This window comes from Saccharopolyspora thermophila (genome assembly GCF_014646075.1).
In the GTDB taxonomy this organism is placed as follows: Bacteria; Actinomycetota; Actinomycetes; order Mycobacteriales; family Pseudonocardiaceae; genus Saccharopolyspora; species Saccharopolyspora thermophila.
This window is the reverse complement of the sequence record NZ_BMMT01000017.1, coordinates 1-21,521: the sequence shown is the minus strand read 5'-3', so window position 1 is coordinate 21,521 and position 21,521 is coordinate 1. Positions and strand designations below refer to the sequence as shown.

General features: G+C 71.0%; 20 protein-coding genes. 10 read left to right on the top strand and 10 right to left on the bottom strand.

From position 1 onward, the window contains the following. Positions 1–138: 138 nt before the first annotated feature. On the top strand, positions 139–846 hold the full coding sequence (locus IEY17_RS20430; protein ID WP_188990206.1) for an ABC transporter ATP-binding protein: 708 nt from the start codon (positions 139–141) through the stop codon (positions 844–846). Next, positions 843–3,068: an FtsX-like permease family protein gene (locus IEY17_RS20425; RefSeq protein ID WP_188990204.1), complete on the top strand. Its 2,226-nt coding sequence runs from the start codon at positions 843–845 to the stop codon at positions 3,066–3,068. Before IEY17_RS20430 ends, IEY17_RS20425 begins: the two co-directional genes overlap by 4 nt. A gap of 297 nt (positions 3,069–3,365) precedes the next feature. Here the strand turns inward: IEY17_RS20425 and IEY17_RS20420 are convergent, their stop codons facing one another. From IEY17_RS20420 to IEY17_RS20410, 3 genes are all read right to left on the bottom strand, one after another. Continuing rightward, a complete protein-coding gene (locus tag IEY17_RS20420) occupies positions 3,366–4,562 on the bottom strand; it encodes a nitric oxide synthase oxygenase (protein WP_188990371.1) in 1,197 nt (398 codons plus the stop codon). A 200-nt stretch (positions 4,563–4,762) separates the two neighbouring features. Continuing rightward, positions 4,763–5,407, bottom strand: a complete 645-nt coding sequence (gene trmB, locus IEY17_RS20415) for a tRNA (guanosine(46)-N7)-methyltransferase TrmB (RefSeq protein ID WP_229680376.1) — start codon at positions 5,405–5,407, stop codon at positions 4,763–4,765. 116 nt (positions 5,408–5,523) lie between these two features. Beyond that, positions 5,524–6,072 carry a hypothetical protein gene (locus IEY17_RS20410; RefSeq protein WP_188990200.1) on the bottom strand — a complete coding sequence of 183 codons (549 nt, stop codon included), beginning with the start codon at positions 6,070–6,072 and terminating at the stop codon, positions 5,524–5,526. Between the two features lie 233 nt (positions 6,073–6,305). Here IEY17_RS20410 and IEY17_RS20405 point away from each other — a divergent pair, with 233 nt between their 5' ends. Further along, the gene (locus tag IEY17_RS20405; RefSeq protein ID WP_229680363.1) at positions 6,306–6,773 is read left to right on the top strand and encodes a universal stress protein; all 468 of its coding nucleotides are present in this window, start codon (positions 6,306–6,308) and stop codon (positions 6,771–6,773) included. Positions 6,774–7,170: 397 nt separating this feature from the next. Here IEY17_RS20405 and IEY17_RS20400 read toward each other — a convergent pair whose 3' ends face one another. From IEY17_RS20400 to IEY17_RS20390, 3 genes are all read right to left on the bottom strand, one after another. Then, the gene (locus tag IEY17_RS20400) at positions 7,171–7,896 is read right to left on the bottom strand and encodes an ABC transporter permease (protein ID WP_188990197.1); all 726 of its coding nucleotides are present in this window, start codon (positions 7,894–7,896) and stop codon (positions 7,171–7,173) included. After that, positions 7,893–8,840 carry an ABC transporter ATP-binding protein gene (locus IEY17_RS20395; RefSeq protein ID WP_188990195.1) on the bottom strand — a complete coding sequence of 316 codons (948 nt, stop codon included), beginning with the start codon at positions 8,838–8,840 and terminating at the stop codon, positions 7,893–7,895. The genes IEY17_RS20400 and IEY17_RS20395 overlap by 4 nt, the downstream gene beginning before the upstream one ends. Positions 8,841–9,009: 169 nt before the next feature. Next, positions 9,010–9,810 (bottom strand): HAD family hydrolase, encoded by an 801-nt coding sequence (locus IEY17_RS20390; RefSeq protein ID WP_229680362.1) that lies wholly within the window; start codon positions 9,808–9,810, stop codon positions 9,010–9,012. A 234-nt stretch (positions 9,811–10,044) separates the two neighbouring features. Here IEY17_RS20390 and IEY17_RS20385 point away from each other — a divergent pair, with 234 nt between their 5' ends. The 4 genes from IEY17_RS20385 to IEY17_RS20370 all read left to right on the top strand — a co-directional run bounded on the left by IEY17_RS20385 (position 10,045) and on the right by IEY17_RS20370 (position 14,858). After that, complete coding sequence (locus IEY17_RS20385; protein ID WP_188990367.1) at positions 10,045–11,586, top strand: dynamin family protein; 1,542 nt, start codon at positions 10,045–10,047, stop codon at positions 11,584–11,586. A gap of 5 nt (positions 11,587–11,591) precedes the next feature. Then, the gene (gene grpE, locus IEY17_RS20380) at positions 11,592–12,041 is read left to right on the top strand and encodes a nucleotide exchange factor GrpE (protein ID WP_373289910.1); all 450 of its coding nucleotides are present in this window, start codon (positions 11,592–11,594) and stop codon (positions 12,039–12,041) included. A gap of 64 nt (positions 12,042–12,105) precedes the next feature. Beyond that, the gene (locus IEY17_RS20375) at positions 12,106–13,965 is read left to right on the top strand and encodes a dynamin family protein (protein ID WP_188990189.1); all 1,860 of its coding nucleotides are present in this window, start codon (positions 12,106–12,108) and stop codon (positions 13,963–13,965) included. A 143-nt stretch (positions 13,966–14,108) separates the two neighbouring features. Continuing rightward, positions 14,109–14,858, top strand: a complete 750-nt coding sequence (locus IEY17_RS20370) for a DUF6802 family protein (RefSeq protein ID WP_188990187.1) — start codon at positions 14,109–14,111, stop codon at positions 14,856–14,858. A gap of 18 nt (positions 14,859–14,876) precedes the next feature. Here IEY17_RS20370 and IEY17_RS25575 read toward each other — a convergent pair whose 3' ends face one another. Then, a complete protein-coding gene (locus IEY17_RS25575; protein ID WP_229680361.1) occupies positions 14,877–15,140 on the bottom strand; it encodes a hypothetical protein in 264 nt (87 codons plus the stop codon). A gap of 133 nt (positions 15,141–15,273) precedes the next feature. Between IEY17_RS25575 and IEY17_RS20365 the strand changes: the two genes are divergently transcribed. Continuing rightward, on the top strand, positions 15,274–17,088 hold the full coding sequence (locus tag IEY17_RS20365) for a phosphoenolpyruvate carboxykinase (GTP) (protein WP_188990185.1): 1,815 nt from the start codon (positions 15,274–15,276) through the stop codon (positions 17,086–17,088). A gap of 283 nt (positions 17,089–17,371) precedes the next feature. Continuing rightward, a complete protein-coding gene (locus IEY17_RS20360) occupies positions 17,372–17,533 on the top strand; it encodes a hypothetical protein (protein WP_188990183.1) in 162 nt (53 codons plus the stop codon). A gap of 79 nt (positions 17,534–17,612) precedes the next feature. Here IEY17_RS20360 and IEY17_RS20355 read toward each other — a convergent pair whose 3' ends face one another. Both IEY17_RS20355 and IEY17_RS20350 read right to left on the bottom strand, forming a co-directional pair. Continuing rightward, complete coding sequence (locus IEY17_RS20355) at positions 17,613–19,235, bottom strand: alpha/beta hydrolase (protein ID WP_188990181.1); 1,623 nt, start codon at positions 19,233–19,235, stop codon at positions 17,613–17,615. Between the two features lie 66 nt (positions 19,236–19,301). Then, on the bottom strand, positions 19,302–20,483 hold the full coding sequence (locus IEY17_RS20350; RefSeq protein ID WP_229680360.1) for an FAD-dependent monooxygenase: 1,182 nt from the start codon (positions 20,481–20,483) through the stop codon (positions 19,302–19,304). 99 nt (positions 20,484–20,582) lie between these two features. On the opposite strand from IEY17_RS20350, the gene IEY17_RS20345 reads away from it, so the two are divergent. Next, on the top strand, positions 20,583–21,278 hold the full coding sequence (locus IEY17_RS20345; RefSeq protein WP_188990177.1) for a TetR/AcrR family transcriptional regulator: 696 nt from the start codon (positions 20,583–20,585) through the stop codon (positions 21,276–21,278). A gap of 155 nt (positions 21,279–21,433) precedes the next feature. Here IEY17_RS20345 and IEY17_RS20340 read toward each other — a convergent pair whose 3' ends face one another. After that, positions 21,434–21,520: an IS3 family transposase gene (locus tag IEY17_RS20340; protein ID WP_229680312.1), complete on the bottom strand. Its 87-nt coding sequence runs from the start codon at positions 21,518–21,520 to the stop codon at positions 21,434–21,436. Position 21,521 lies beyond the last annotated feature (1 nt).

Sequence of the window (21,521 nt, the reverse complement as noted above, 5' to 3'; positions counted from 1 at the left end):
GGATCAACGGCCCGCAGGCCGATCCCGAAACCGGCTCCGCTCGCCATTCTCGAACCCGACGCTGCCCGGCGACGGCCCGCGGCGCGAGTTTTCGAACACGAGCGGACAACGAGCACAGCACGAGCTGGAGGGGAAGAAATGTCGGTTCCCATCGTCGACCGGCAACCGGGGGATCCGTTCCTGGTGGGGCGCGGCCTGGTGAAGAACTACGGCAGTCACCGGGCGCTGGCCGGGGTGGACCTCGCCGTGCGGGCCGGTGAGGTGCTGGCCATCGTCGGCCCGTCGGGTTCCGGCAAGACGACGCTGTTACACGTGCTGGCCGGGATTGTGCGCCCGGACGGCGGCGAGGTGCTGCTCGACGGGCACCGCATCGACCAGCTCGGCGAAGCCCGCCGCAGCGCGCTGCGGCGGCAGGAGTTCGGCTTCGTGTTCCAGCAGGGCCTGCTCATCGGCGAGCTGACCGCGGCGGAAAACACCGCGCTGCCGCTTCTGCTGGCCGGAGCCGACCGCGCGCGGGCCATGGCAGGTGCGCGGGAGTGGCTGGCCAAGCTCGGCCTCAACGGGCTGGAGGAGCGGCTGCCGGGCGAGCTCTCGGGTGGCCAGGCCCAGCGCGTCGCGATCGCGCGGGCGCTCGCCCACCAGCCCAAGGTGATCTTCGCCGACGAACCCACCGGGGCGCTGGACACCCGCACCAGCGCGGAGACCACGGACGCGCTGTTCGCCGCCGCTGCGCAGACCGGCGCCGCGGTCGTCATCGTCACGCACGACCGGGAACTGGCCGCCAAGGCGGGCCGCGTCGTGGAGATCCGCGACGGACACATCGCTGGCGGGGTGCTGGTCGGATGAACCCGGTCCAACTGGCGCTGCGCGTGATGCGCGTCGACCCGCGCAGCCGCCTCTCGGCGATGCTCACCGCGGCCGGGGTGGCCGTGGCCACGGCACTGGTCCTGTTCCTGGCGACGCTACCGAACGCGACCGACGAGCGATCCGAGCGCGCCGGCTGGCAGCGCGGCACCGTGGACCCGTCCGGTGCGCTCGCCGTGGCGAGCCGGGACGTCTTCGGCAACGAGACGATCATCCGGCTGGACGTCTCCGGGGACCGCATCGCCGGGGCCCCGCGGCTGCCCGGTCCCGGCGAGGTGCTGCTGTCGCCGCGGCTGGCGGAACTGGCTGCGCAGCACCCGAGGCAGGAACTGGCGGACCGGTTCCCCGGCCGGGTGGTCGGTGAGCTGGACGAGACGGCGCTGAAGTTCCCCGAGCAGCTGGTCGCGGTCGTCGGGCATCCACCGGGGACGCTGGATCCCGTCGCGGCGGAGGAGTCCGGCTGGGTGGCCATGGGCACGACCGACTTCCTGCTGAAGTTCATGGCCGGGATCGGCATCGTCCTGCTGTCGGTCCCGAGCCTGGTGCTGGTCGCTTCGGCCGCCCGGTTGACCGCGGCGCGTCGCGAGCGCCGCCTGGCGGCCCTGCGCCTGGCCGGGGCCACACCGGCGCAGGTGGTCGGGGCGGTCGCGGCGGAGACCGCGGTCGCGGCGGTGGCGGGGACGGTCCTCGGGCTGCTGCTGAGCTGGCCGCTGCGGTACGTGGGGGCGGAGATCTCGTGGGGTGGCGGCACCTGGCTGCCTTCGGACTTCACGCCGCCGGTCACCACGGTCCTCGCGGTCGCGGTGGCGATTCCGCTGCTGGTCGTGCTCGCCGCGGTGCTCGGCCTGCGCCGGGTGGTCCAGGCGCCGGTCGGCGCGGTGATGAGCCACTCCCGGAAGGCGCCGACGGCCTGGCGGCTGCTCGCGCTCGTCGCGGCGGCGGCGTTCTTCGCTTTCGGGCTCGCCACCGCGCAGCGGACGGGCGGGCTGACGCCGCTTCTGGCCTCGCTGGCTGTCGTGCTGCTGTCGGCCTCGATCGTGGGGCCGTGGCTGACCGGTGCCATGGGCAGGCTGTTCGCCGCGGTGTGGCGCCGACCAGCGACGCTGCTCGCGGGGCGGCGGTTACACAGCGATCCCCGGGCCGCCTACCGGTCGGTGTCCGGCATCGTGCTCACGGTGTTCGTCGGCTCGATGGCGCTGACCCTGCTGCCCAGCTTCGAGACGTTCACCGGGGGTGGACGCTCGTTCAAGGACTCCGTGTTGTACCTGGACGTGCCCGGCAAGCAGGCCGCCGCCGCCCAGCAGCGGATCAGCGACCAGTTGGCGCGCACCGGCGCGCACGCCACGGTCGCCAACGCCGGGCGGGTCACCCTGGACGTCGTCGACGGCGCGAGCTACCCGGCCATGGTGCTGAGCTGCCCGGACGCGGCGGCGGTCACCAGGATGGCCGTCGGCCTGTGCGCGGGTCCGCCCGCGATCCGGGCGGACCCGGCCATGCAGCTTCCCTCCTCGGGCCTGCAGGTCCAGGCTGCGGCGCGGGGTGACCAGGCGGTGCCACCGCCGGTCCCGCTGCCTGCCGGGGTTTTGGTGCGCCCGCTCGGCGGACAGGACCCGGAGCTGCGGGACTCGGTGCTGATCGACCCGGCGCTGGTGCCGCAGCTGGCCGGTGCCGGGCAAACAACGCTGGTGGTGAACCCGGCCACCGAAGCGGACCGGGAGAAGGTGCGTACCGCGCTGTCGCTCGCCTTGCCAGGGCAGACGTTCATCAGCCGTGAGCTGCGCCTGGAAGAGCAGCAGACGGTGCTCGCCGATCTGCGGCGCATCACGGCGATCGGACTGGGTCTGGCCGCGCTGCTCGCCGGGAGCAGCGCCGCGATCACCGCGGCTTCCTCGGTCGTGGACCGGCGGCGCACGCTCGGCGCGCTGATCGCCGCGGGCACGCCCGTGGCCATGTTGCGGCGGGCGCTGCGCACCGAGGCGGCCCTCCCGGCGCTGATTTCGACGCTCGCCTCGGGAGCGGGCGGCATCGCCGTCGGCGCCGCGATGTTCACGCTGTTCCTCGACCTGGGCGAGAACCCACGCCTGGTGATCAGCGGATGGATTTTCGCTCCGGTGGTGATCGGCGTGGCGGTCGCGGTGCTGGCCGCCTCCAGCAGCGGCCCGATGCTGCGCCGGATCAGCACCGAAGCGATCTCCGACGAGTAGTCGCCGAACGCCGACGACCCGACGACCGGCCAGTCCCGCCCCGCGCAGAACTGGCCGGTCGGCCATCGGAGCCGACCACATGACCGATCCGCGGGACCGGCCCCGGTGGCCATGCTCGACGTGTCAGCAGAGACGGATCAGGGAGGTAGGAGATGTTCGTCGACGTGTTGTCCGCCATCGGCTCGGGCGCCGCTGTGGCGATGCTGGTGCTGATGGCCGCCAGTTCGGTGCTGCCTGACGTCCTGGACCGGCTGCGGCCGCGGTGGTCCGCGGCGGGTGGCGCGCAGCGGTCGGAGGTCACTGCTCGGGTGCGCCGGTCCCGAGGCAGTGGCGCCGCACCACCACATCGTCCCTCGGCAGGGGCGGTTCGGGGGATGGGAAGCAAAGCGGTGTTCCCTGCCGGGCACGGTGGGCCGCTTCCCTGGTGACGCTGAAGGAAGGCCGGTGTCCCCCGGTGCGCGGTCCGGACCGCAGCCACGCCAGCCGGTGCAGCGCCTCGCTGTGGTGGTCGGCGATCGTGACCCGCGCGGCGTCGAACGAGAACAGCACGGCCCGGTTGATCTCCACGATCGCCCGGTCCCGCCACAGGGTCCGCTCGGTGGAGGTGTCGAGACCGAGCCGCTCGGCCACGTGCCGGGTGATGCCGTACGCGTTCTCGTCGGCGAGGCCGCGGGTGCCGATCTCGGTGCCCACGAACCAGGTGTTGAACGGCGCAGCCGGGTACCGGATGCCGCCGATGTGCAGCTGCATGTTGCTGATCAGCGGGACGGTGTGCCAGCGCAGCCTCAGTTCGACGAACCACGGGTACTCGGGATGCTCCAGCGGGACTTCCTGCACCACGTCCCGCGGCACAGTCACCACCTTGGGGCCTTCGTGGGCGGTTTCCACCACGAGCGGGAGGTGGTCGAAGCGACTACGCTGGGTCGGCGGTTTCCACCCCAGGCGCTGCACTTGCGCGGTGAACCCGCGGTAGCGCGCGTCGCCGAGCACGGTGCCGTTGGCGTATTCGTAGCCCGCGTACCGGACGACCTGCTCGTTCCAGATCCGCGGACCGGGGCGGTTCGGGGTGTCCGGTGCGAAAACCGTGACCAGCGGCTGGATTCGGCCGGCGTTGGTGGCCAGGCGGAGGTGCTCGAAGCATTCGCTGGCGATGGCCGAGGCGTTGCGCAGGCCGCGCAGGTCGCGGACCTTCAGCCGACGCCAGGGCACGCCGGTGGGGCACCACCCGCTGTCGCGGAGCGCGAGCCGGGCGCCGTAGGCGAGTTCGGCACTGGTGTGGCGGTAAGTGCCGGTGTCGGCGATGTCCCGGCGAACCTCGGCGAGCCTCCTGGTGAGCGAACCGGCCTCGGGATGGGCGTCGTGGAACGCGTGCAGGAAGTTCTCCGCAGCCGCGATATCCGTGGCCGAGGTATCCGTGGCCGGGTCGGTCCGGGTGGCAACAACCGCGCCGTCTGGGCGCCGTTGTCGGATCGAGATGACTTCATCACGGATCATCGTCACGGGCCGGAAAAGTAGTCGCGATCGCCGCTCACGCGTCACTCCCGGCGCGCTTGTTCTTACCGGTGAGGCCACGAGGCCCGATCAGGTGGCGAGCGACCCGCCGCAATCACCGTCGACACGCACTCGCCCACTCTTGATCCTCCATTGGAGCGGACTCGACAGAGTGGACTCTCAGCGAGTCCACAGAGGACGCGTCAGACCCGTTCGAAGATGAGGTCGTGCACGATGCGGCCCTCGTCGTGCGCGCGGTTCTCGAACTTGGTGATCGGCCGCCAGTCGGGCCGCGGCGCCCAACCGCCCGGCTCGTCGGCGTAGCGGTTGCGCAGCTTCGGTTCGGCCTCGCAGACCTCCAGCATCTGCTCGGCGTAGTTCTCCCAGTCCGTCGCGAGGTGCAGGACACCGCCCGGCGCGAGACGGGACGCGATCAGCGCCACGGATCCGCTCTGCACCAGGCGGCGCTTGTGGTGGCGCTTCTTCGGCCACGGGTCGGGAAAGTAGATGCGGACCTCGGCCAGCGACTCCGGCGCGATGTGGTCGCGCAGCAGCACGATCGCGTCGCCCCGCAGCAGCCGGAGGTTGGTGACCCCGAGCTTCTCGGCCCGCAACATCAGCTGCGCCAGACCCGGCTTGTAGACCTCGACCGCCAGGTAGTTGACCTCGGGCTGCGCGGCCGCCAGCTGCGCGGTGGTCTCGCCCATGCCGGAGCCGATCTCCAACACCACCGGCGCGGACCGCCCGAACCAGGCGTCCACGTCCAGCGGCCCCTCCGGCAGCGCGGTCACCTCGGTGCCCAGCTCGGCCCAGTGGCGGTCCCAGGCCCGCTGCTGGCCCACCGTCATGCGCTCGCCGCGCTGGACATAGCTGACGACGGTACGGCGGAACGGAACCTGCTGGTCAGAGGCATTCACAGGGTCCCAGTATCGCAAACGGGGCCACCGCGCCGACCGGCGAGGTGCTACCAGGCTTCGATCTGCGGCAACAGCGCGACCAGGCCCGCGACACCCTTCACCGGCACCGGGACCGGTTCGGTGTCACCGTGCGCGGGGACCACGTTCAACCAGCCCGGGTGCTGGTCGGTGAGTACCACGGTGGTCGGCATCCGCATGGGTGCCCGGTCGGATGGGGCGTACTCCCAGTACCCGGCCTCGCCGGCGCCGGCCCAGGGCACGAAGACCCAGCCGGGCCGGTTGCCGAGCACGGCGTGCACCTCGTCCTCGATCTCGAAGGCGGCGTCGCGCGACGGGATCTCGCCGCGGTCCAGGGCCCGCAGCCACCACGGCGCGGGCAGCCGGCGCTTCGCGCCGTTGAGCTTGCGGAACAACTCCAGGACCTGCTGCTCGGGGGCGGTGTGGATCCAGCTGCGGCGCAACGAGGCGGGTCGGGCGGCCTCGAGCGCGGGTGGGTGAACGTCGGTCGCCAGTGACCACTCCAGCCGGGGCACGGGTTCGAGCTGTACCTCGTCCACCGCACGTGCTTCTGCGGAACCTTCCGTCGAACGCACCATCGGCTCACCCCTCTGCTGTTGAGAAAGTTGCGAGCCCAGAGAACTCGCCCACGGCCAACGCATGCCCCCAAGCGGCGCTGGTTCGGGACATCCCTACTCATGCCTTACCACAGCGCGACCGAAGAATGACACAATGAAGCTAACTGTGTCCAAAGTCACAGGTTCGCAACGTGTTCGGTGGGTCGACCGCCCGTCGGCTCGACAACCGGGCCCCTGGGGGATGGAGTGAAGGAGTGGCAGACCAGACGATCCAACGAGTGGAGATCGACGGCGGTGTCGTGGTCGGGGTGGACAACTCAGCCTCGTCACTGCGCGCGCTGGTGGCCGCGGCCGAGGAGGCCAAGCTCCGCAACGCGATCCTGCACGTGGTGCGGGCGTGGAGCATCCGAACCGCGCCGCGACCGGCGGACTGCCCGCCGAACGCGGTGCCGAGCATGAGCCAGTTCCACGAGACGGTCCGAGAGGACACGGAGCGCATCGTGGCGGCCAAGCTCGGCGACCACCCGGGGCTCGACGTGCGCATCCATGTGGTGCACTCGCCGTCTCCGCAGGCGCTGCTGTCGGCATCGAAGGGAGCGGACCTTCTGGTGGTCGGCCACCGGGGCCGAGGAGGTTTCGCGGGCCTGATGCTGGGCTCGGTGGCGGAGCAGTGCGTCCGCCACGCGAGCTGCTCGGTCCTCGTGGTCCGCCCCGCAGTGTGACCTGAACGACACTTCGAGATGGGAGTCAGGCGAAGCCGCGACCACGGAAAGCACGAAGCACAGGGCCCCGGGCCATCCCCCGAATGACAGCCCGGGGCCCTCCCCCGTCCCGACCGCCGGCGCCCCCGAGCGCTGTTGCAGTCGGTCGTTCTGGTTGTGCCGGTCGACCGCGAACCACCAGACCTCGCACGACGTCCACTGCGGACGCTACGGACGCTGCGGACCACAGGTGGCGTGCCCCGCGGGCTACGGCTGCGGCTCGATCTTGACACGGATCCTATCGGTTGACGTGATGAGACTCTCGGCCGGGCCGGGTAACGTTTTGCTATCCCCTCGCCCAACTGGGGATTTCCCTAGTTGATCATGAAAGGTTGGCCGCCGAGATCAACACCGCTGGTCAGGCGTCCCGCCGCCGCAGGACGACCAGCGCGACCACCCACAGGCCGACGGCGACCGCGGCGAAGTAGGCCAGGCCGCCCCACGGGCCGTAGGGCACCGCGGTGTCACCGGCCGAGCCGGCGAGGAAGTGGCCGACCGCGATGAACGGCATCCACTCGCGCAGCTCGTCGCCGATCCCCGGGACCAGGCCCACCAGGCTCTCCACCAGCAGCGGCCACAGCAGCAGGAGCGCCACCGCACCGGCGGTCTGCCGCAGCAGCGCGCCGACCGCGACGGCCAGCACGGCACTGATCGCGAACACCACGCCGACGCCGGCGACCTGCCGCCAGTCGTCCAGAGTGCGCAGCGCCAAGTCGGAGTCCGGCGAGAGCACACCCGCCACACCCAGCGAACCGAACGCCGCCGCCTCGCCGATGACCAGCGCCACCACCGCAACGACCACCGTCTTGGCCAGCAGCGCGGCGGTGCGGTTGGGCACCGCCTGGAACGTCGCGCGGATCGTGCCGAAGCGGTACTCAGTGGTGATCGACAGCGCCGCCAGCACCAGCACGACCATCAGCCCGAACCGGTAGCCGACCTGCGTCTGCGACACCGACATCGGCTGGTCGGAGTAGTGGGCGAACATCGCGGCGAAACCGATGGTCAGCGCGAGGGCGAGGAACGCGCACCACCACGGCGAGCGGGTGGAGAACAGCTTGATGCGCTCGACCGCGAGCAGGGTCATCGGGCCACCCCCGAGGTGGTCAGCTCGGTCGCCTGGGCGCCGAGGTTGGTGTGGTACTCGACGGCGTTGCCGGTCATCCGCATGAAGGCGTCCTCCAACGAGCCGCGTTGCGCGGTCAACTCGTGCAGCACGATCCGATGCTCGGCGGCAAGTTCCCCGATCTGCTCGGTGGTGGCGTCCTCGATCAGCAGGGTGTCGACGTCCGTCGAGCGGACCCGCAGCCCCTGGTCACTCGCGAGCTGCTGCAGCTGCGCCGCGCCCGGCGAACGCACCAGCACCGCCTGCGTCCCGGCGTTGTCGACGAATTCCTTGGTGCTGCACTGCGCGATGAGCTCGCCGCGCCCGATCACCACGAGTTCCTCGGCCGTGAGCGCCATTTCGGACAGCAGGTGGCTGGAGACGAAGACGGTGCGGCCCTCGGCGGCCAGGCCCTGCATGAACCGGCGGATCCAGTGGATGCCCTCCGGGTCGAGCCCGTTCACCGGTTCGTCGAACACCAGGATCTTCGGGTCGCCGAGCAGCGCGGCCGCGATGCCCAGCCGCTGCGACATGCCCAGCGAGAAACCGCCGGCGCGGCGGTTCGCCACGTCCGCCAGGCCGACCATGCCCAGCACCTCGTCGACGCGGCGCTCCGGAATCCCGTTGGACCGCGCCATCCAGCGCAGGTGGGCGCGCGCGGACCTGTTGGGGTGCACCCACTTCGCGTCGAGCAGGGCACCCACGGTGCGCAGCGGGTGCTTCAGCTCGGCGTAGCGCCTGCCGTCGATCCGCACCTCGCCCGCGGTGGGCCGGTCCAGCCCGAGCATCATGCGCATGGTGGTGGACTTGCCCGCGCCGTTGGGTCCGAGGAAGCCGGTCACTCGGCCTGGCCGCACGGTGAAGGACAGGTCGTGCACCGCGACCTTCGAGCCGTAGCGCTTGGTGAGGCCGATCGCCTCGATCATGATCACTCCTGTTGCCGCCGACAACGGTTAGGGCCTTCCAGGCCACGACACCAACGTGCCCGTGCCCGCCCGATGCGGGCATCAGCCCCGCGGCTGGGCCCAGGGACAGCTCCGAGTCGTAGTGCACCTCGGCCGCCGGGCGGACCGCCTCGGGGTTTTCCCGGAGATCTCACCGGAACCAGCGGTCCAGGGCTGCGGCCAGCCCGTCGGCGGAGACCGGCGCGGTGACCTCCTCCGCCGCGGCGCGCACCACCTCCGGCGCCTGCCCCATGGCCACGCCGTGCGCGGCCCACCGCAGCATTTGAACGTCGTTGTCGCCGTCACCGGCAGCGAAGGTGTCCTCGGCGGGCACGCCGAGTTCGGCGCGCAGCTTCTCCAGCGCCGAACCCTTGGTCACGCCCTCCGGCACCACGGTGACCCACGGCTCGTAGTGGTCGAGGGTGACGGTGCACGACGGGAGTTCCACCCCGGCCAGCACCTCGTGCAGTTCGGCGGGGTCGTGGCCCACCCAGTTCGCGATGAACCGGGGCACCGGTTCGGCGACCAGCTCGTCCAACGTGGCCAGTTGCTGCGGACCGTGCAGTTCGTGCTCGTGGAACGTGCTGGTCACGAGGCTGCCTTTGCCGAGCCGCTCGGCCGCGAAGATGGCGCCCGGCAGGCGGGCGGCCAGGTCGCGCTGCACCGGGGCCGGGTCGAAGGTCGCCGCGGACAGCACCTCCCGGCTCGCCGCGTCCACCAGCACGGCGCCGTTGGAGCACAGCGCGAACCCGTCGGTCTGACCGAGTTCGTCGAGGATCGGGATGGTGCCGAGCAGGCTGCGGCCGGTCGCGATGACGATGCGGGCGCCCGCGTCGGCCGCGCGGCGCACCGCGGCGCGGACCGTCTCGGAGATGGTCTGGGTGGCCGGGTCCAGCAGGGTCCCGTCGACGTCGAGGGCGATGAGTCGGGGCTTCCACGCGGCGTCGGTCACCACCGCAGGCTAGCCGCCCCCGGGCCCATCGTGGCTGGTGGGAGGCGAAGTTCACGCTTCGCGGGCTCCGCCGAAGCGACGAGGTCATGCGAACAGCTCCCTTCGCGACCTCGCTGCCAGCCGGGACTCCACGACCGGCGCACGGAGCCGATCAGGCGACACGGCCCGACGGGTGCACCGTGCGTGGCAGGATGTACCGCGCAGCAGATCGCCACGAGCACCGAAAGGGCGGCGTTGAGTACGGCAACCGAGCAGCAGCACTGGCCCGGCCCGCTGTCGGCTGCTGTGGCGCGCCTGTGCACCGGCCTGCAACCGCAGGTCTGCGAGCGCACCGCGGCGGGGTTCGCCGAGGTCCTGCGCAGGTTGTCCGCGCCGCTGCAGGTGGCCGTTGCGGGCCGCATCAAGTCCGGCAAGTCCACTCTGGTCAACGCGTTGATCGGGCGGCGGGTGGCCCCCACCGACGTCGGCGAGTGCACCCGGCTGGTGACGCGGTTCCAGTACGGCACGGTGGACCGGGTGGAGGTGGTCTTCCACGACGGCGCCAAGCAGGCGGTGCCGTTCGACTCCGACGGCGGTATCCCGGCCGACCTGGGCGTGGACATCGACACGGTGTCGCACCTGGAGGCGTACCTGACCAACGCGGTACTGCGTGACCTGACGGTGATCGACACCCCGGGACTCGGTTCGCTGGACGCCGCTTCGGTGGCCCGCACCGAGGAACTGCTGGGCACCAGGCAGGAAGCCGCGGACTCGGAGCTGGATCCGGTGTCGCGCAACGCGGTCGCCGGCGCCGAGGCCGTGCTCTACGTGGTGACGCAGGGCGTGCGGGCCGACGACGAGCACGCGCTCGCGGCGTTCACCGCGGCGACCGCGAGCCGGGAGGCCGGGCCGGTCAACGCGATCGCGGTGCTGAACAAGGCGGACACCATCGAGCCCGGTTCGGTGGAGGGCGCCGGCGGCGACGTGTGGAAGGCGGCGTCGCTGCTCGCCGAGAAGCAGGCGCAGCTGCTCAAGCCCAGGGTCGCCGACGTGCTGCCGGTGATCGGGCTGCTCGCGGAGACCGCCGAGTCCGGCGCGTTCACCGCCGCCGACGCGGAGGCGCTGCGCGGCCTGGCGAAGCTGGACGAGGCGACCCGGGAAACGATGCTGATGTCCGCGGACCTGTTCACCACCTGGGAGTGCGACGTCCCGGCGGGCACCCGCAGCCGCCTGCTGGAGCGGATGGATCTCTACGGAATCCGCTGCGCGCTGGAGGCGATCGACGCCGAACCGGACATCACCGCGGGTGCGCTGCGGCGGCGGCTGCGGGACGCCTCGGGGCTGGCCTCGGTGCTCGGCCGGTTGGACACGGTGTTCCGCGCACGGGCCGACGGAATCAAGGCCGCGGCGGCACTGGCCTCGGTGACCGCGCTCGCGCACGCCTCCGGCGACCCGGGCGAACGACAGCGGGTGCACGACGCCATCGAGGTACTGCTGGCCAAACCGGAAGCGCACCAGCTGCGCGTGCTGGAGGCGTTGACGCTGGTCGCGGCCGGTGCGGTGGCGATGCCGCCGGACCTGACCGAGGAGGTGATGCGGGTCGGCAGCAGCAACGACGTGGCCGAGCAGCTCGGGCTGCCCGGGCGTAGCCGACAGGAGCTGACCGACTACGCGCTGGAGCGGGCCAACTGGTGGCGGTCGTTCTCGTCGTTCGGCGCCACCCCCGCGCAGAGCCGCATCGCGCACGTGGTGCACCGCGCGTACTTCCTGATCTGGCAGCAGCTCCGGTCCGGGTGATCACGATGCGTTGGCGACGCCGGAACAATTCACCCGATAGTGGAACCGGTTTCGGTCCCCGCGCGTCGGAGCCGGACGAGGGCCCTGCCGCGGCCCCGGACGCCGACGCAGAGTTGGGGACAGACATGACCGCCGTGAGCAGCGAGACCGATCCGCTGAACCGCGCCCTGGCCGAGCGCGCGACGGCAATCCAGCTGTGCATGTACGCCATGGACCGCGCGCGCAGCGCCGGTGTGGTGGAACGGCTGTCGGAAGGGCTGAGCGGGATCGGTGTCTCGGTGCTGCGGCCCGACGGGATGCGGTTCGACCCGGCGCAGCACGAGGCCGGGGGCACGGTGCCCACCGACGATCCGGCGCTGGACGGTCTGGTCGCCGAGACCGAGGTGGTCGGCTTCGCCGACCGCGACCGCGTGCTGCGCGCCCCGGTGGTGACCGTCTACCAACTGCGGCAGTGACCTACCGGACGTCGCCGGAGTCGGGGACAATCCGGTGGTTTCGGTCGAACACGGGAGGAGCGACATGACGCCGACTGCACCGGGCGTCGCGGTCGTCACGGCCCTGCCGCAGCAGGTCAAGCAGACCCGCGACAAGCTGCTGGCGCTGCTGCGCGAAAGCGACCCGAGCGCGGCCGAATGGGTCGAGCAGGTCCGGCGCAGCCGACCGAGGACACCCAGCGTGGTGGTGGTCGGCGAAACCAACCGCGGGAAGAGCTCGCTGGTCAACGCACTGCTCGGGCACCCCGGTCTGTCCCCTGTGGACGCCGATGTGGCGACGTCGACGTACCTGCAGTTCGAGCACGGCGAGCAGTGGGCGGCGCACGCCTGCTACCCGGGCCAGCAGGACCCGGTGCCCTTCGACCTGGCCGAGCTGCCGAACTGGACGACCGCGGGCCGCGACCTGCCCGACGGCCAGCTGCCGCCCCGCTACGTGCGGATCTCCGCGCCGCTGGAGGAGCTGTCCCGGGTCACCGTGGTGGACACCCCGGGCGTCGGCGGGCTGGACGCCCTGCACGGCGAACTGGCGATGGAGGCGGCGGCCTCGGCGACCGCGCTGCTGTTCGTCGTCGACGCGTCCGCCCCGTTCACCCGCGGCGAGCTGGAGTTTCTGCACAAGGTTTCCGAACGCGTGGAGACCGTGGTGTTCGCGCTGACCAAGACCGATCAGCACCGCGGCTGGCGGCAGGTGCTGGAGGCCGACCGCAAGCTGCTGGCCGAGCACGCGCCCCGGTTCGCCGAGGTGCCGTTCTTCCCGGTGTCCGCGCGGCTGGCGGAGATGGCCGCCAAGGCGCCCAGCCCGCAGGCCGGCGATCTGCTGCGGGAGAAGTCCGGCATCGCCGAGCTCCGCAGCGAGCTGGAACGGCTGATCGGCGGCCGGGCGGCGATGCTCGGCGAGGCCAACACGATGCGGGCACTGTCTACTGTGCTCGGTGAACTGGTCGCGAAGCTGGAGGCGGAGAAGCGGGCGCTGACCGTCGGCGAGGACGAGGCCGAGTCGCTGCGCAGTCGTCGGGACGAGCTGACCACCGCGCGGCGTTCGTCCACCCGCGGCTGGCAGGTCAGGCTACGCGGCGAGGTGCAGCGCACCCGGGTGGAGATCAGCCACGAGGTGACCCGCCAGGTGCGGGAGGTGCAGAACTGGTTCCGCCGCGCCATCGACGGCGCCGACCGGCGACAGCTGCCGGAGCTGCCGCGGCAGGTCGACGTGGCGTTGCAGATGGCGTCGTCGCGGGTCGCCTCGACGCTGTCGGAGCGCCTGGCCGGTGTCGCCGAGCAGTCGCTGAAGGAGCTGTTCTCCGCCGAGGAGCTGGACGTGATCCGCTCCCAGTTCGCCCGCGGCGTGCGGGCGCCGATCACGTTGCGCCCGCCGGACAGGCGGCCGCCGACCGCCGAGGACAAGCTGCTGGTGTTCATGGGCGTCTCGGGCGGGCTGGGCGTCGGGCGCGCGGCGGCGATGCCGCTGGCCGGGCTCGGGATCGCGGCGCTGAACCCGGTGGTCCTGCCGGTGACGATCGTGCTCGGGCTCGGCGCGGGCTGGTGGATGGCGCGCACCCGCAAGCACGCCGCAGACAAGCAGCACCTCAAGCAGTGGCTGACGGAGGCGATCGCGGACGCCCGCTCAGCGCTGGACCAGCTCGTGGCGGAACAGCTGATCGAGGCGGAGCAGCAGCTGTCGCTGGCCCTCGACGACGCGCTGACCAGGCGGATCGAGGCGATCGAGGGCGAGCTGCGGGAGGTGGACAAGGCGCTGAAGATGGACGCCGCCGAGCGCAGTCGCCAGCTGCAGAGGGTGAACCGCCGCCTGACGGAGGCGAACTCGGGCCGCGAGCGGGCCGAGAACCTGCTCCGCAGCATCCGCAACCTCCGCGACACCGCCGCCTGACACGGGCCGGGGTCAGCCGGGCCCCTCACTGCGCGTTGCGATCGGATGCGTCTGGGGGCCAGGTGCTTCACCACGGGAACCCCCGGCCTCTACGCTGCGTCCCAGAGTTGCGAAAGGTGATCGGCGGCTGAGGGGTTGCAGACGTGTACATCGAGGAGACCGGCGCGGGCGACGGTGACATCAAGGTCACCGTCGACGGCGAGGAGTACACCGCCGAGGCCAACTACGACCTCGACGGTGACGGGGTGGACGAGACCGTCACGGTGATGACCGACGACGGGTTCGTCGCCTACATCGACGAGAACGCCGACGGCCAGGCCGACGTGATGCAGACCGTCGTCGACGGCACCGTGGTCGAGCAGGCCCGCTACGACGCCAGCACCGGCCAGTGGACCGGCGAGACCCCCGAGCAGCATCCCGACGGCGGCGGTCAGGACCACGGCCAGCAGATGGTCATTGACACGCCGCAGGGCGATGTGCAGGTCGGCCCGGCCACCGAGGACACCAACCAGGACGGCGTGGCCGACACCGCCGTGGTGGAGACCGAGTCCGGCAGCACCATGCTGGTCACCGACGTGGACGGCGACGGCTCCGCCGACCAGCTCGTGGAGATCACGCAGACCGGGGACGTGACCATCTCGCGCCACACCGGCGACGGGGAGTGGACCGTGGTCGAGCAGGGCACGATGGACCAGGACGGCCAGTACACCCCGAACCCGGCGAGCGGGGCGACCGACGACGCCGCGTGGACCTTCGACGAGGCCGCGCAGCCGCACGCCGCCGGGGTCGGCGTCGGTGACCACGGCCACGACCGGGCCGCCGAGGGGTCCGTGGGCGGTCACCGGGGCGGTGGCGCGGCGGGCCGACCGGACTCCGATGACGTCTGGGGCTGACCACCGGCCGTAATTGCTCTACGCCCGCCCGATGACTGCAAACCACACCATCGGGCGGGTTTTTTCGTTCCCGGTCACGTTGAACAACCGCCATTCGGATGATGCCGGCGCGTAACCCGGAGTTTGCGCAGCAGTCCGATCCGCCGGAAATTCTGGGATCTCCGGCACTCCGGACGGCGAAATTTTCGTCCAGACCACTCCCGACATCACAACTGAATCGATTCCCTTATCGTTCTTGTGAGAGAACGAACAACGCTGATCTCCGTTCAGCGCCGCTCCCACCGTTAACCTCGGGGCATCCCTTTTCCACTTCGCCCGGTCTTCGGGGCGGGCGAAGCATTCCCTGCACACGTCGACGGGACGCCCCGTCGACGCCCAGTCCGGGCTGTGGCGCCCAGTCAGGAGACACGACGCGATGACCGCTTTGACCATCCCCGGTCTCGACCAGGCACCGACCAAACACGAGCGCCTGCTTGCGTGGGTACGCGAAGTAGCCGAGCTGACCACCCCGGAGCGGGTGGTGTGGTGCGACGGTTCGCAGGAGGAATGGCAGCGGCTGACCGATCAACTCGTCGAGGCCGGCACGTTCATTCGCCTGGACAAGAAGCCGAACTCGTTCTACGCGGCGTCGGACCCCTCGGACGTGGCGCGCGTCGAGGAGCGCACCTTCATCTGCTCGGTGGACGAGAAGGACGCCGGGGTCACCAACAACTGGATGGACCCCAACGAGATGAAGGCGATCATGACGGAGCTCTACCGGGGCTGCATGCGTGGTCGCACGATGTACGTGATCCCGTTCTGCATGGGGCCGCTGGACTCCGACCCGCCGCGGTTGGGCGTGGAGATCACCGACTCCGAGTACGTCGTGGTCTCGATGCACATCATGACCCGGATGGGTGCGAAGGTCCTCGAACGGCTGGGTGAGGACGGCGACTTCGTTCCCGCGCTGCACTCGGTGGGCGCCCCCCTGGAGCCGGGTCAGCAGGACGTGCCGTGGCCGTGCAACGAGATCAAGTACATCACCCACTTCCCGGAGGAGCGGACGATCTGGAGCTTCGGCTCCGGCTACGGCGGCAACGCGCTGCTGGGCAAGAAGTGCTACTCGCTGCGGATCGCCTCGGCGATGGCCCGGGACGAGGGCTGGCTGGCCGAGCACATGCTGATCCTCAAGCTGATCTCCCCGGAGAACAAGGTCTACTACATCGCCGCGGCGTTCCCGTCGGCGTGCGGTAAGACGAACCTGGCGATGCTCAACCCGACCATCCCGGGCTGGAAGGTCGAGACGCTGGGTGACGACATCGCGTGGATGCGCTTCGGCGAGGACGGTCGCCTGTACGCGGTGAACCCGGAGGCCGGTTTCTTCGGCGTGGCACCGGGCACCAACTGGAAGACCAACCCGAACGCGATGCGCACCATCGAGCAGGGCAACTCGCTGTTCACCAACGTCGCGCTGACCGACGACGGCGACGTGTGGTGGGAGGGTATGGAGGGCGACCCGCAGCACCTCACCGACTGGAAGGGCCGCGACTGGACGCCGGACAGTGGGGAGAACGCCGCGCACCCGAACTCCCGCTACTGCACGCCGATGTCGCAGTGCCCGATCCTGGCGCCGGAGTGGGACGACCCGAAGGGCGTACCGATCTCGGCGATCCTGTTCGGCGGTCGGCGCAAGACCACCGTGCCGCTGGTGACCGAGGCGTTCGACTGGCAGCACGGCGTGTTCATGGGCGCCACGCTGTCGTCGGAAAAGACCGCCGCGGCCGAGGGCAAGGTCGGCGAGGTGCGCCGCGACCCGATGGCCATGCTGCCGTTCATCGGCTACAACGTGGGCGACTACTTCCAGCACTGGGTGAACGTCGGCAAGGAGGCCGACGCCAGCAAGCTGCCGAAGATCTTCTACGTGAACTGGTTCCGCCGGGGCGAGGACGGCCGCTTCCTGTGGCCGGGCTTCGGGGAGAACTCCCGCGTGCTCAAGTGGGCCATCGAGCGGATGGAGGGCGGCGCGGCGGCGACCGACACCCCGATCGGCCGGGTGCCGTCGGCCGACGACCTGGACCTGTCCGGGCTGGACACCCCGAAGGCCGACGTCGAGGAGGCGCTGAGGGTCGACGTCGAGGAGTGGAAGGCCGAGCTGCCGCTCATCCAGGAGTGGTTCGACAAGATCGGCGATGCGCTGCCGAGCTCCATGCGCGATGAGCTGGAGGCATTGAAACAGCGTCTCGGTCACTGACCGAGCGACCCCCGGACGGGTGGACTTGGCGAGGCGTCGTGGGAAGCCTCCCGTCCACCCGTCCGGTGCGGGAGTCCCGCGGATCGTGCGCAGACGTGCGGCGTTTCCCCACCAGAGCTGAAGCTCTTTCGGGGAAACGCCGTTGTCGTTTGTTGGCTCAGGTGGATCTGCTCAGCCCACGCAGCCATTTTTGGCGATTCCCAACGTCAGCAACCGGACGGACACTGGGTGCGTCCCAGTTGCATACGCCGCAAACGGGGCGCCGACACCGAGGGGGTGTGTCATGGCTGATCTGGCCATGCTGGCGTTGTCCCTGATCGCAGTGGCCGCCGTGTTCCTTGCGCTGCGCACGGAGGACGACGACTCCGGCGAGCAGTCCGATGCCGGCGAGATCGATCGGTTCCGCGACGAGATGCGCGTGAACGGGAGGGCACAGCTGAGATGACCCGCACGGAGTCCGGCACGAGCCTGCGGGCGGTGAGCGGATTCGGCCCGGTCACCGCCCGCGGGTTGTCGGGGCCGGATCATCCGAGCAGGTCGGCCAGTTCGTCCAGCACGTCCAGCAGGCTGTGGCCGCCCGCCGTGGCACCACGCACCCCGGCGGGTTCCGGCGCCGGTATGCCCTCGCACGTCACGTCGGCGCGGGGCACGCGCCCGTCGACGAGGTAGGCGCTCACCACGTCGTCGACGCAGGCGTTGCCGGTACCGAAGACGCCGTGGTCACCTTCGTTGCGCACGGTGACCATCCGCGAGCCCTGGAACTCCTGGTGGGCGATCCAGGCTCCCTCGAACGCGGTCGCCGGGTCGTTCTCGGACTGCAGCATCAGCACCGGCGGCACGCCGCGGCCGGTCGGCTTCGGCAGCCGCACCGGCGGGCGGTCCCAGAACACGCAGGGCTGCGCGATGCTGTGGTAGCCGTACAGCGGGTACAGCCGACCCTCCACACCGGACTGCACCACCACCGAGGCCGGCGAGCCGCGGAACGGGGTGTCGTTGCAGCGGATCGAGTAGAGGGTGGCGGTCTGGCTGTCCAGCGGGTCGGCCAGCATCGGCATGGTGCGCGCCCGCGCCGCCGCGAGCACCGGCGCAGCCTCGCCCGTCCCGTCGCGCAGCGCGGCGAGGGTCGCACCCAGCTGCGGGAACGCGAACTTCGAGTACATGCTCTGCAGCAGCAGGCCGTCGAACGCGTTGTGGTCGACCGGCGGGCCGTCGGGCACCGGCAGCGGGTGGGCCTTCAGCCGCGCCCGCAGTCCGTCCACAGTGTCCTGAACCTGCCGCGGGTCGGCGCCGAGGTGGTAAGTGCCGTCGTGCGCGGCGAGCCAGGGCAGCACGTCCTCGCGCCAGCGGCGTTGGAAGGCCATCGGCTGCCAGCCGAAGACCTGCTGCCAGCTCCCGGTGAACTGGGCGTTGGAGTCGAGCACCACCTTGTCCACCGACTCCGGGAACGCGGTGGCCAGGTACGCGCCGAGCCAGGTGCCGCCGGAGACGCCGTACCAGTTGATCTTCTGGTGGCCCTCGATCCGGCGCAGCAGGTCGAGGTCGGCGACGGTCTGCTCGGTGGTGACGTGGCGGCCGAGCTCACCGCTGTGCTGCTGGCAGGCGGCGACGAACCGCTGCGTCAGATCCAGGAACGCCTGGATGGTGTGCGGGTCGCGGTCGCGCGGGTCCAGGCTGCTGTCCTGCTCCTGCGGGCCGCACGACACCGTGCTGCTGCGGCCGGTGCCGCGCACGTCGATGCCGTAGATGTCGAAGTTCGCGGGCAGTTCCGGGCGGTTCATGGTGAGCAGCGCCAACGGCATTTCCAGGCCCGCGCCGCCCGGGCCGCCAGGGTTGGTGAACAGCGCGCGGCCGGTTGGCCCGTCCGCCGGGGTCAGCCGGCTGACCGCGATGCTGATCTCCTTGCCGTTGTCCGGGTTGTGCCAGTCCAGCGGCGCGGTGAAGGTGCCGCACTGGAGGCGTTCGGAGCCCGGCGGCAGCTCTGGTGGGAGTTCGCCGGCGAAGCAGGGCGCCCACTGGATGCGCTGCTCGGCGAACTTCGCCGGAACCTCGAACATCGGCGCGGTCGGTTGTGCCAGTGCGGGCTGAGCGGTGGCGAGCAACGCCCCCAGCGCGGCGGTGACCCCTAACGCGCGTCGCGCGCTTCCCATGCAGTCCCCTCCTTGTGGTGACCTTCGATGAACCAAGATCACTCAATCAGGGGAATGCTTGGGCTGCTACCTCCGTTCGGCATCACTTTCAGCGACAAATGTCAGGTCGTAGTGCGGCAGATCGATCGCGCTGCTGAGGTCCTCACCCTGCCGGAGCATCCAGTTCAGCAGGACCTCGTTGCTCAGCAACCTGTTTCGCAGCCAGCTGCCGATGCGCCCCGGGGCCAGGAACTTCCCCGTCCGGTCGCCGCCCTTCTGGCACGCCCGCGCGTAGTCGCGCATCCGGGACTCGTAGCGCCGGAAAGCCGTTGCGTGGTCCCCGTTCGCGGCGACCAGCTCACCGGCGAGCACGTAGGCCGCGACGACCGCGGTGCCGGTGCCCATCCCGCCGAGCGTCGCGCCGCACGCCGCATCGCCGAGCAGCGCGACGCGGCCGCGCGACCAGGGGGTGATGTCGACGCGGCTGATCGAGTCGAAGTAGAGGTCTGGGGCGGAGTCCAGCGCGGTCAGCAGGCGTGGGGTCTCCCAGCCCAGCCCAGCGAGGGCGCCCGCGATCAGGGCGCGCTGCTGCTCCGGGTCGTGCCGGTCGTAGTCGAGCCGCGGTGACCTGAAGATGGCGAACGCGCTGGCGGCGTCGTTGTCCGGGCCGACGGAGATCATCCGGCCCGGGGCGCCGTGGCACAGCGCGCCGCCGGGCAGGTCCGGGAAATCGGGCACCGCCCAGGTGGCGACGTAGTAGCCGAGGTGGCGGACGAACCGCTCCTCGGGGCCGAAGACGAGGCGCCGGACCCCGGAGTGCACGCCGTCCGCGCCCACCACCAGGTCGAACGAGCGCCGCGCGCCCGAGGCGAAGGTGACCTCCACGCCGTCATCCGCCTCGACCAGGTGCGCGATGTGGTCGCCGAAGACGTACTCGGCGACGTCCGCGCTGTGGTTGTGCAGCACGCGCGAGAGGTCGGAGCGGAGGACCTCGAGGTCGCCGCCGGCGAATTCCGCGGGCAGGTGCAGCAGGGGGCGGCCGCGGTTGTCGACGAAGGTCATGGGGCTGCCGCCGGTCTGGAGCCGCCGCAGTTCCTCCAGGACACCCATGCGCTCCAGCACGGTGCGGTGCACCTCGCCGCGGAAGTCGACCGCGGCCCCGCCGCCTCGCGGCGCCGGGGCGATCTCCACCACGGTGACCTCGCAGCCGCAACGGCCCAGCCAGCCCGCCAGCGCCGGGCCCGCGACGCTCGCACCTGAGATCAGCACCCTTGCCCGCATGGTCCGCCTCGTCTCTGTGTCCGTTGGAAGCAGTATTTTCTGTGTACTCTAGACGCAATTTCGTGGCGAGCACCGGGGAGGGCCGGAGTGGGCGGTGAGCGAGCGGGGTGCATCGAGGTGCTGTGGGGGTCCCGGCCTGGGCCGCGACGTGGGCCGAAACCCGCGCTCAGCCTGTCGCGGATCGCGCGCACCGGCATCGAGGTGGCCGACGCCGAGGGGCTGGCCGCGGTGTCGATGCAGCGCGTCGCGGGGGAGCTCGGCTTCACCAAGATGTCCCTCTACCGCTACGTGCCGGGCAAGGCCGAACTGGTCGCGCTCATGGCGGACCTCGCCATGGGGGAACCACCCGCGCTCCACGGCTTTTGGCGCGACCGGCTCGACGCGTGGGCCCGCGCGCTGCTGCCGCGGTTCGTGCAGCACCCGTGGGTCCTCGAGGTGACGACCGGGCCGCGCATCCCCGGGCCGAACGAACTGGCGTGGATGGAGGCGGCCGTCAGCGCGCTCTCCGGCACGGGCCTCCGCGGCAGCGAGCAGCTGGACGCCGTGGTCGTGCTGGTCGGCCACGTCCGCGGCATCGCTCAGCAAGCCGCGGCGACCCCGGACGATTCCCCGGAGCGGCAGCTCCACACGTCCCTGGCCGACCTCCTGCGTGACCATGGCGACCGCTACCCCGCGGTCACCGCCGCCCTCGCCGAAGCCGACTTCCACGACGAAGCCCTTGACTTCGGCCTGGCCCGCATCCTCGACGGCCTCGCCACCCTCATCACCACCCGCAGCCCCTGACTCCCGGGCTCCCGCTGCTGCTCAACGGCCCTTGGAAGGTCCCCCTGCCGGGTGGGGTGCGCCCAAGCAGCGGCACGTCCTCTGGTTCAGCAGCCGGTGAAGGGCACCTCCGAGTTTGAACTGGTCCCCCGTGGTTGGACTCGTTAATTAAGAGTCTAGGCGGCGAGGGTCTGGGCCCGGTATTGGACCGGGCTCAGACCCTGGCAGTGTGTGTGGCCTCGTGTGGTGTTGAACCAGGTGATG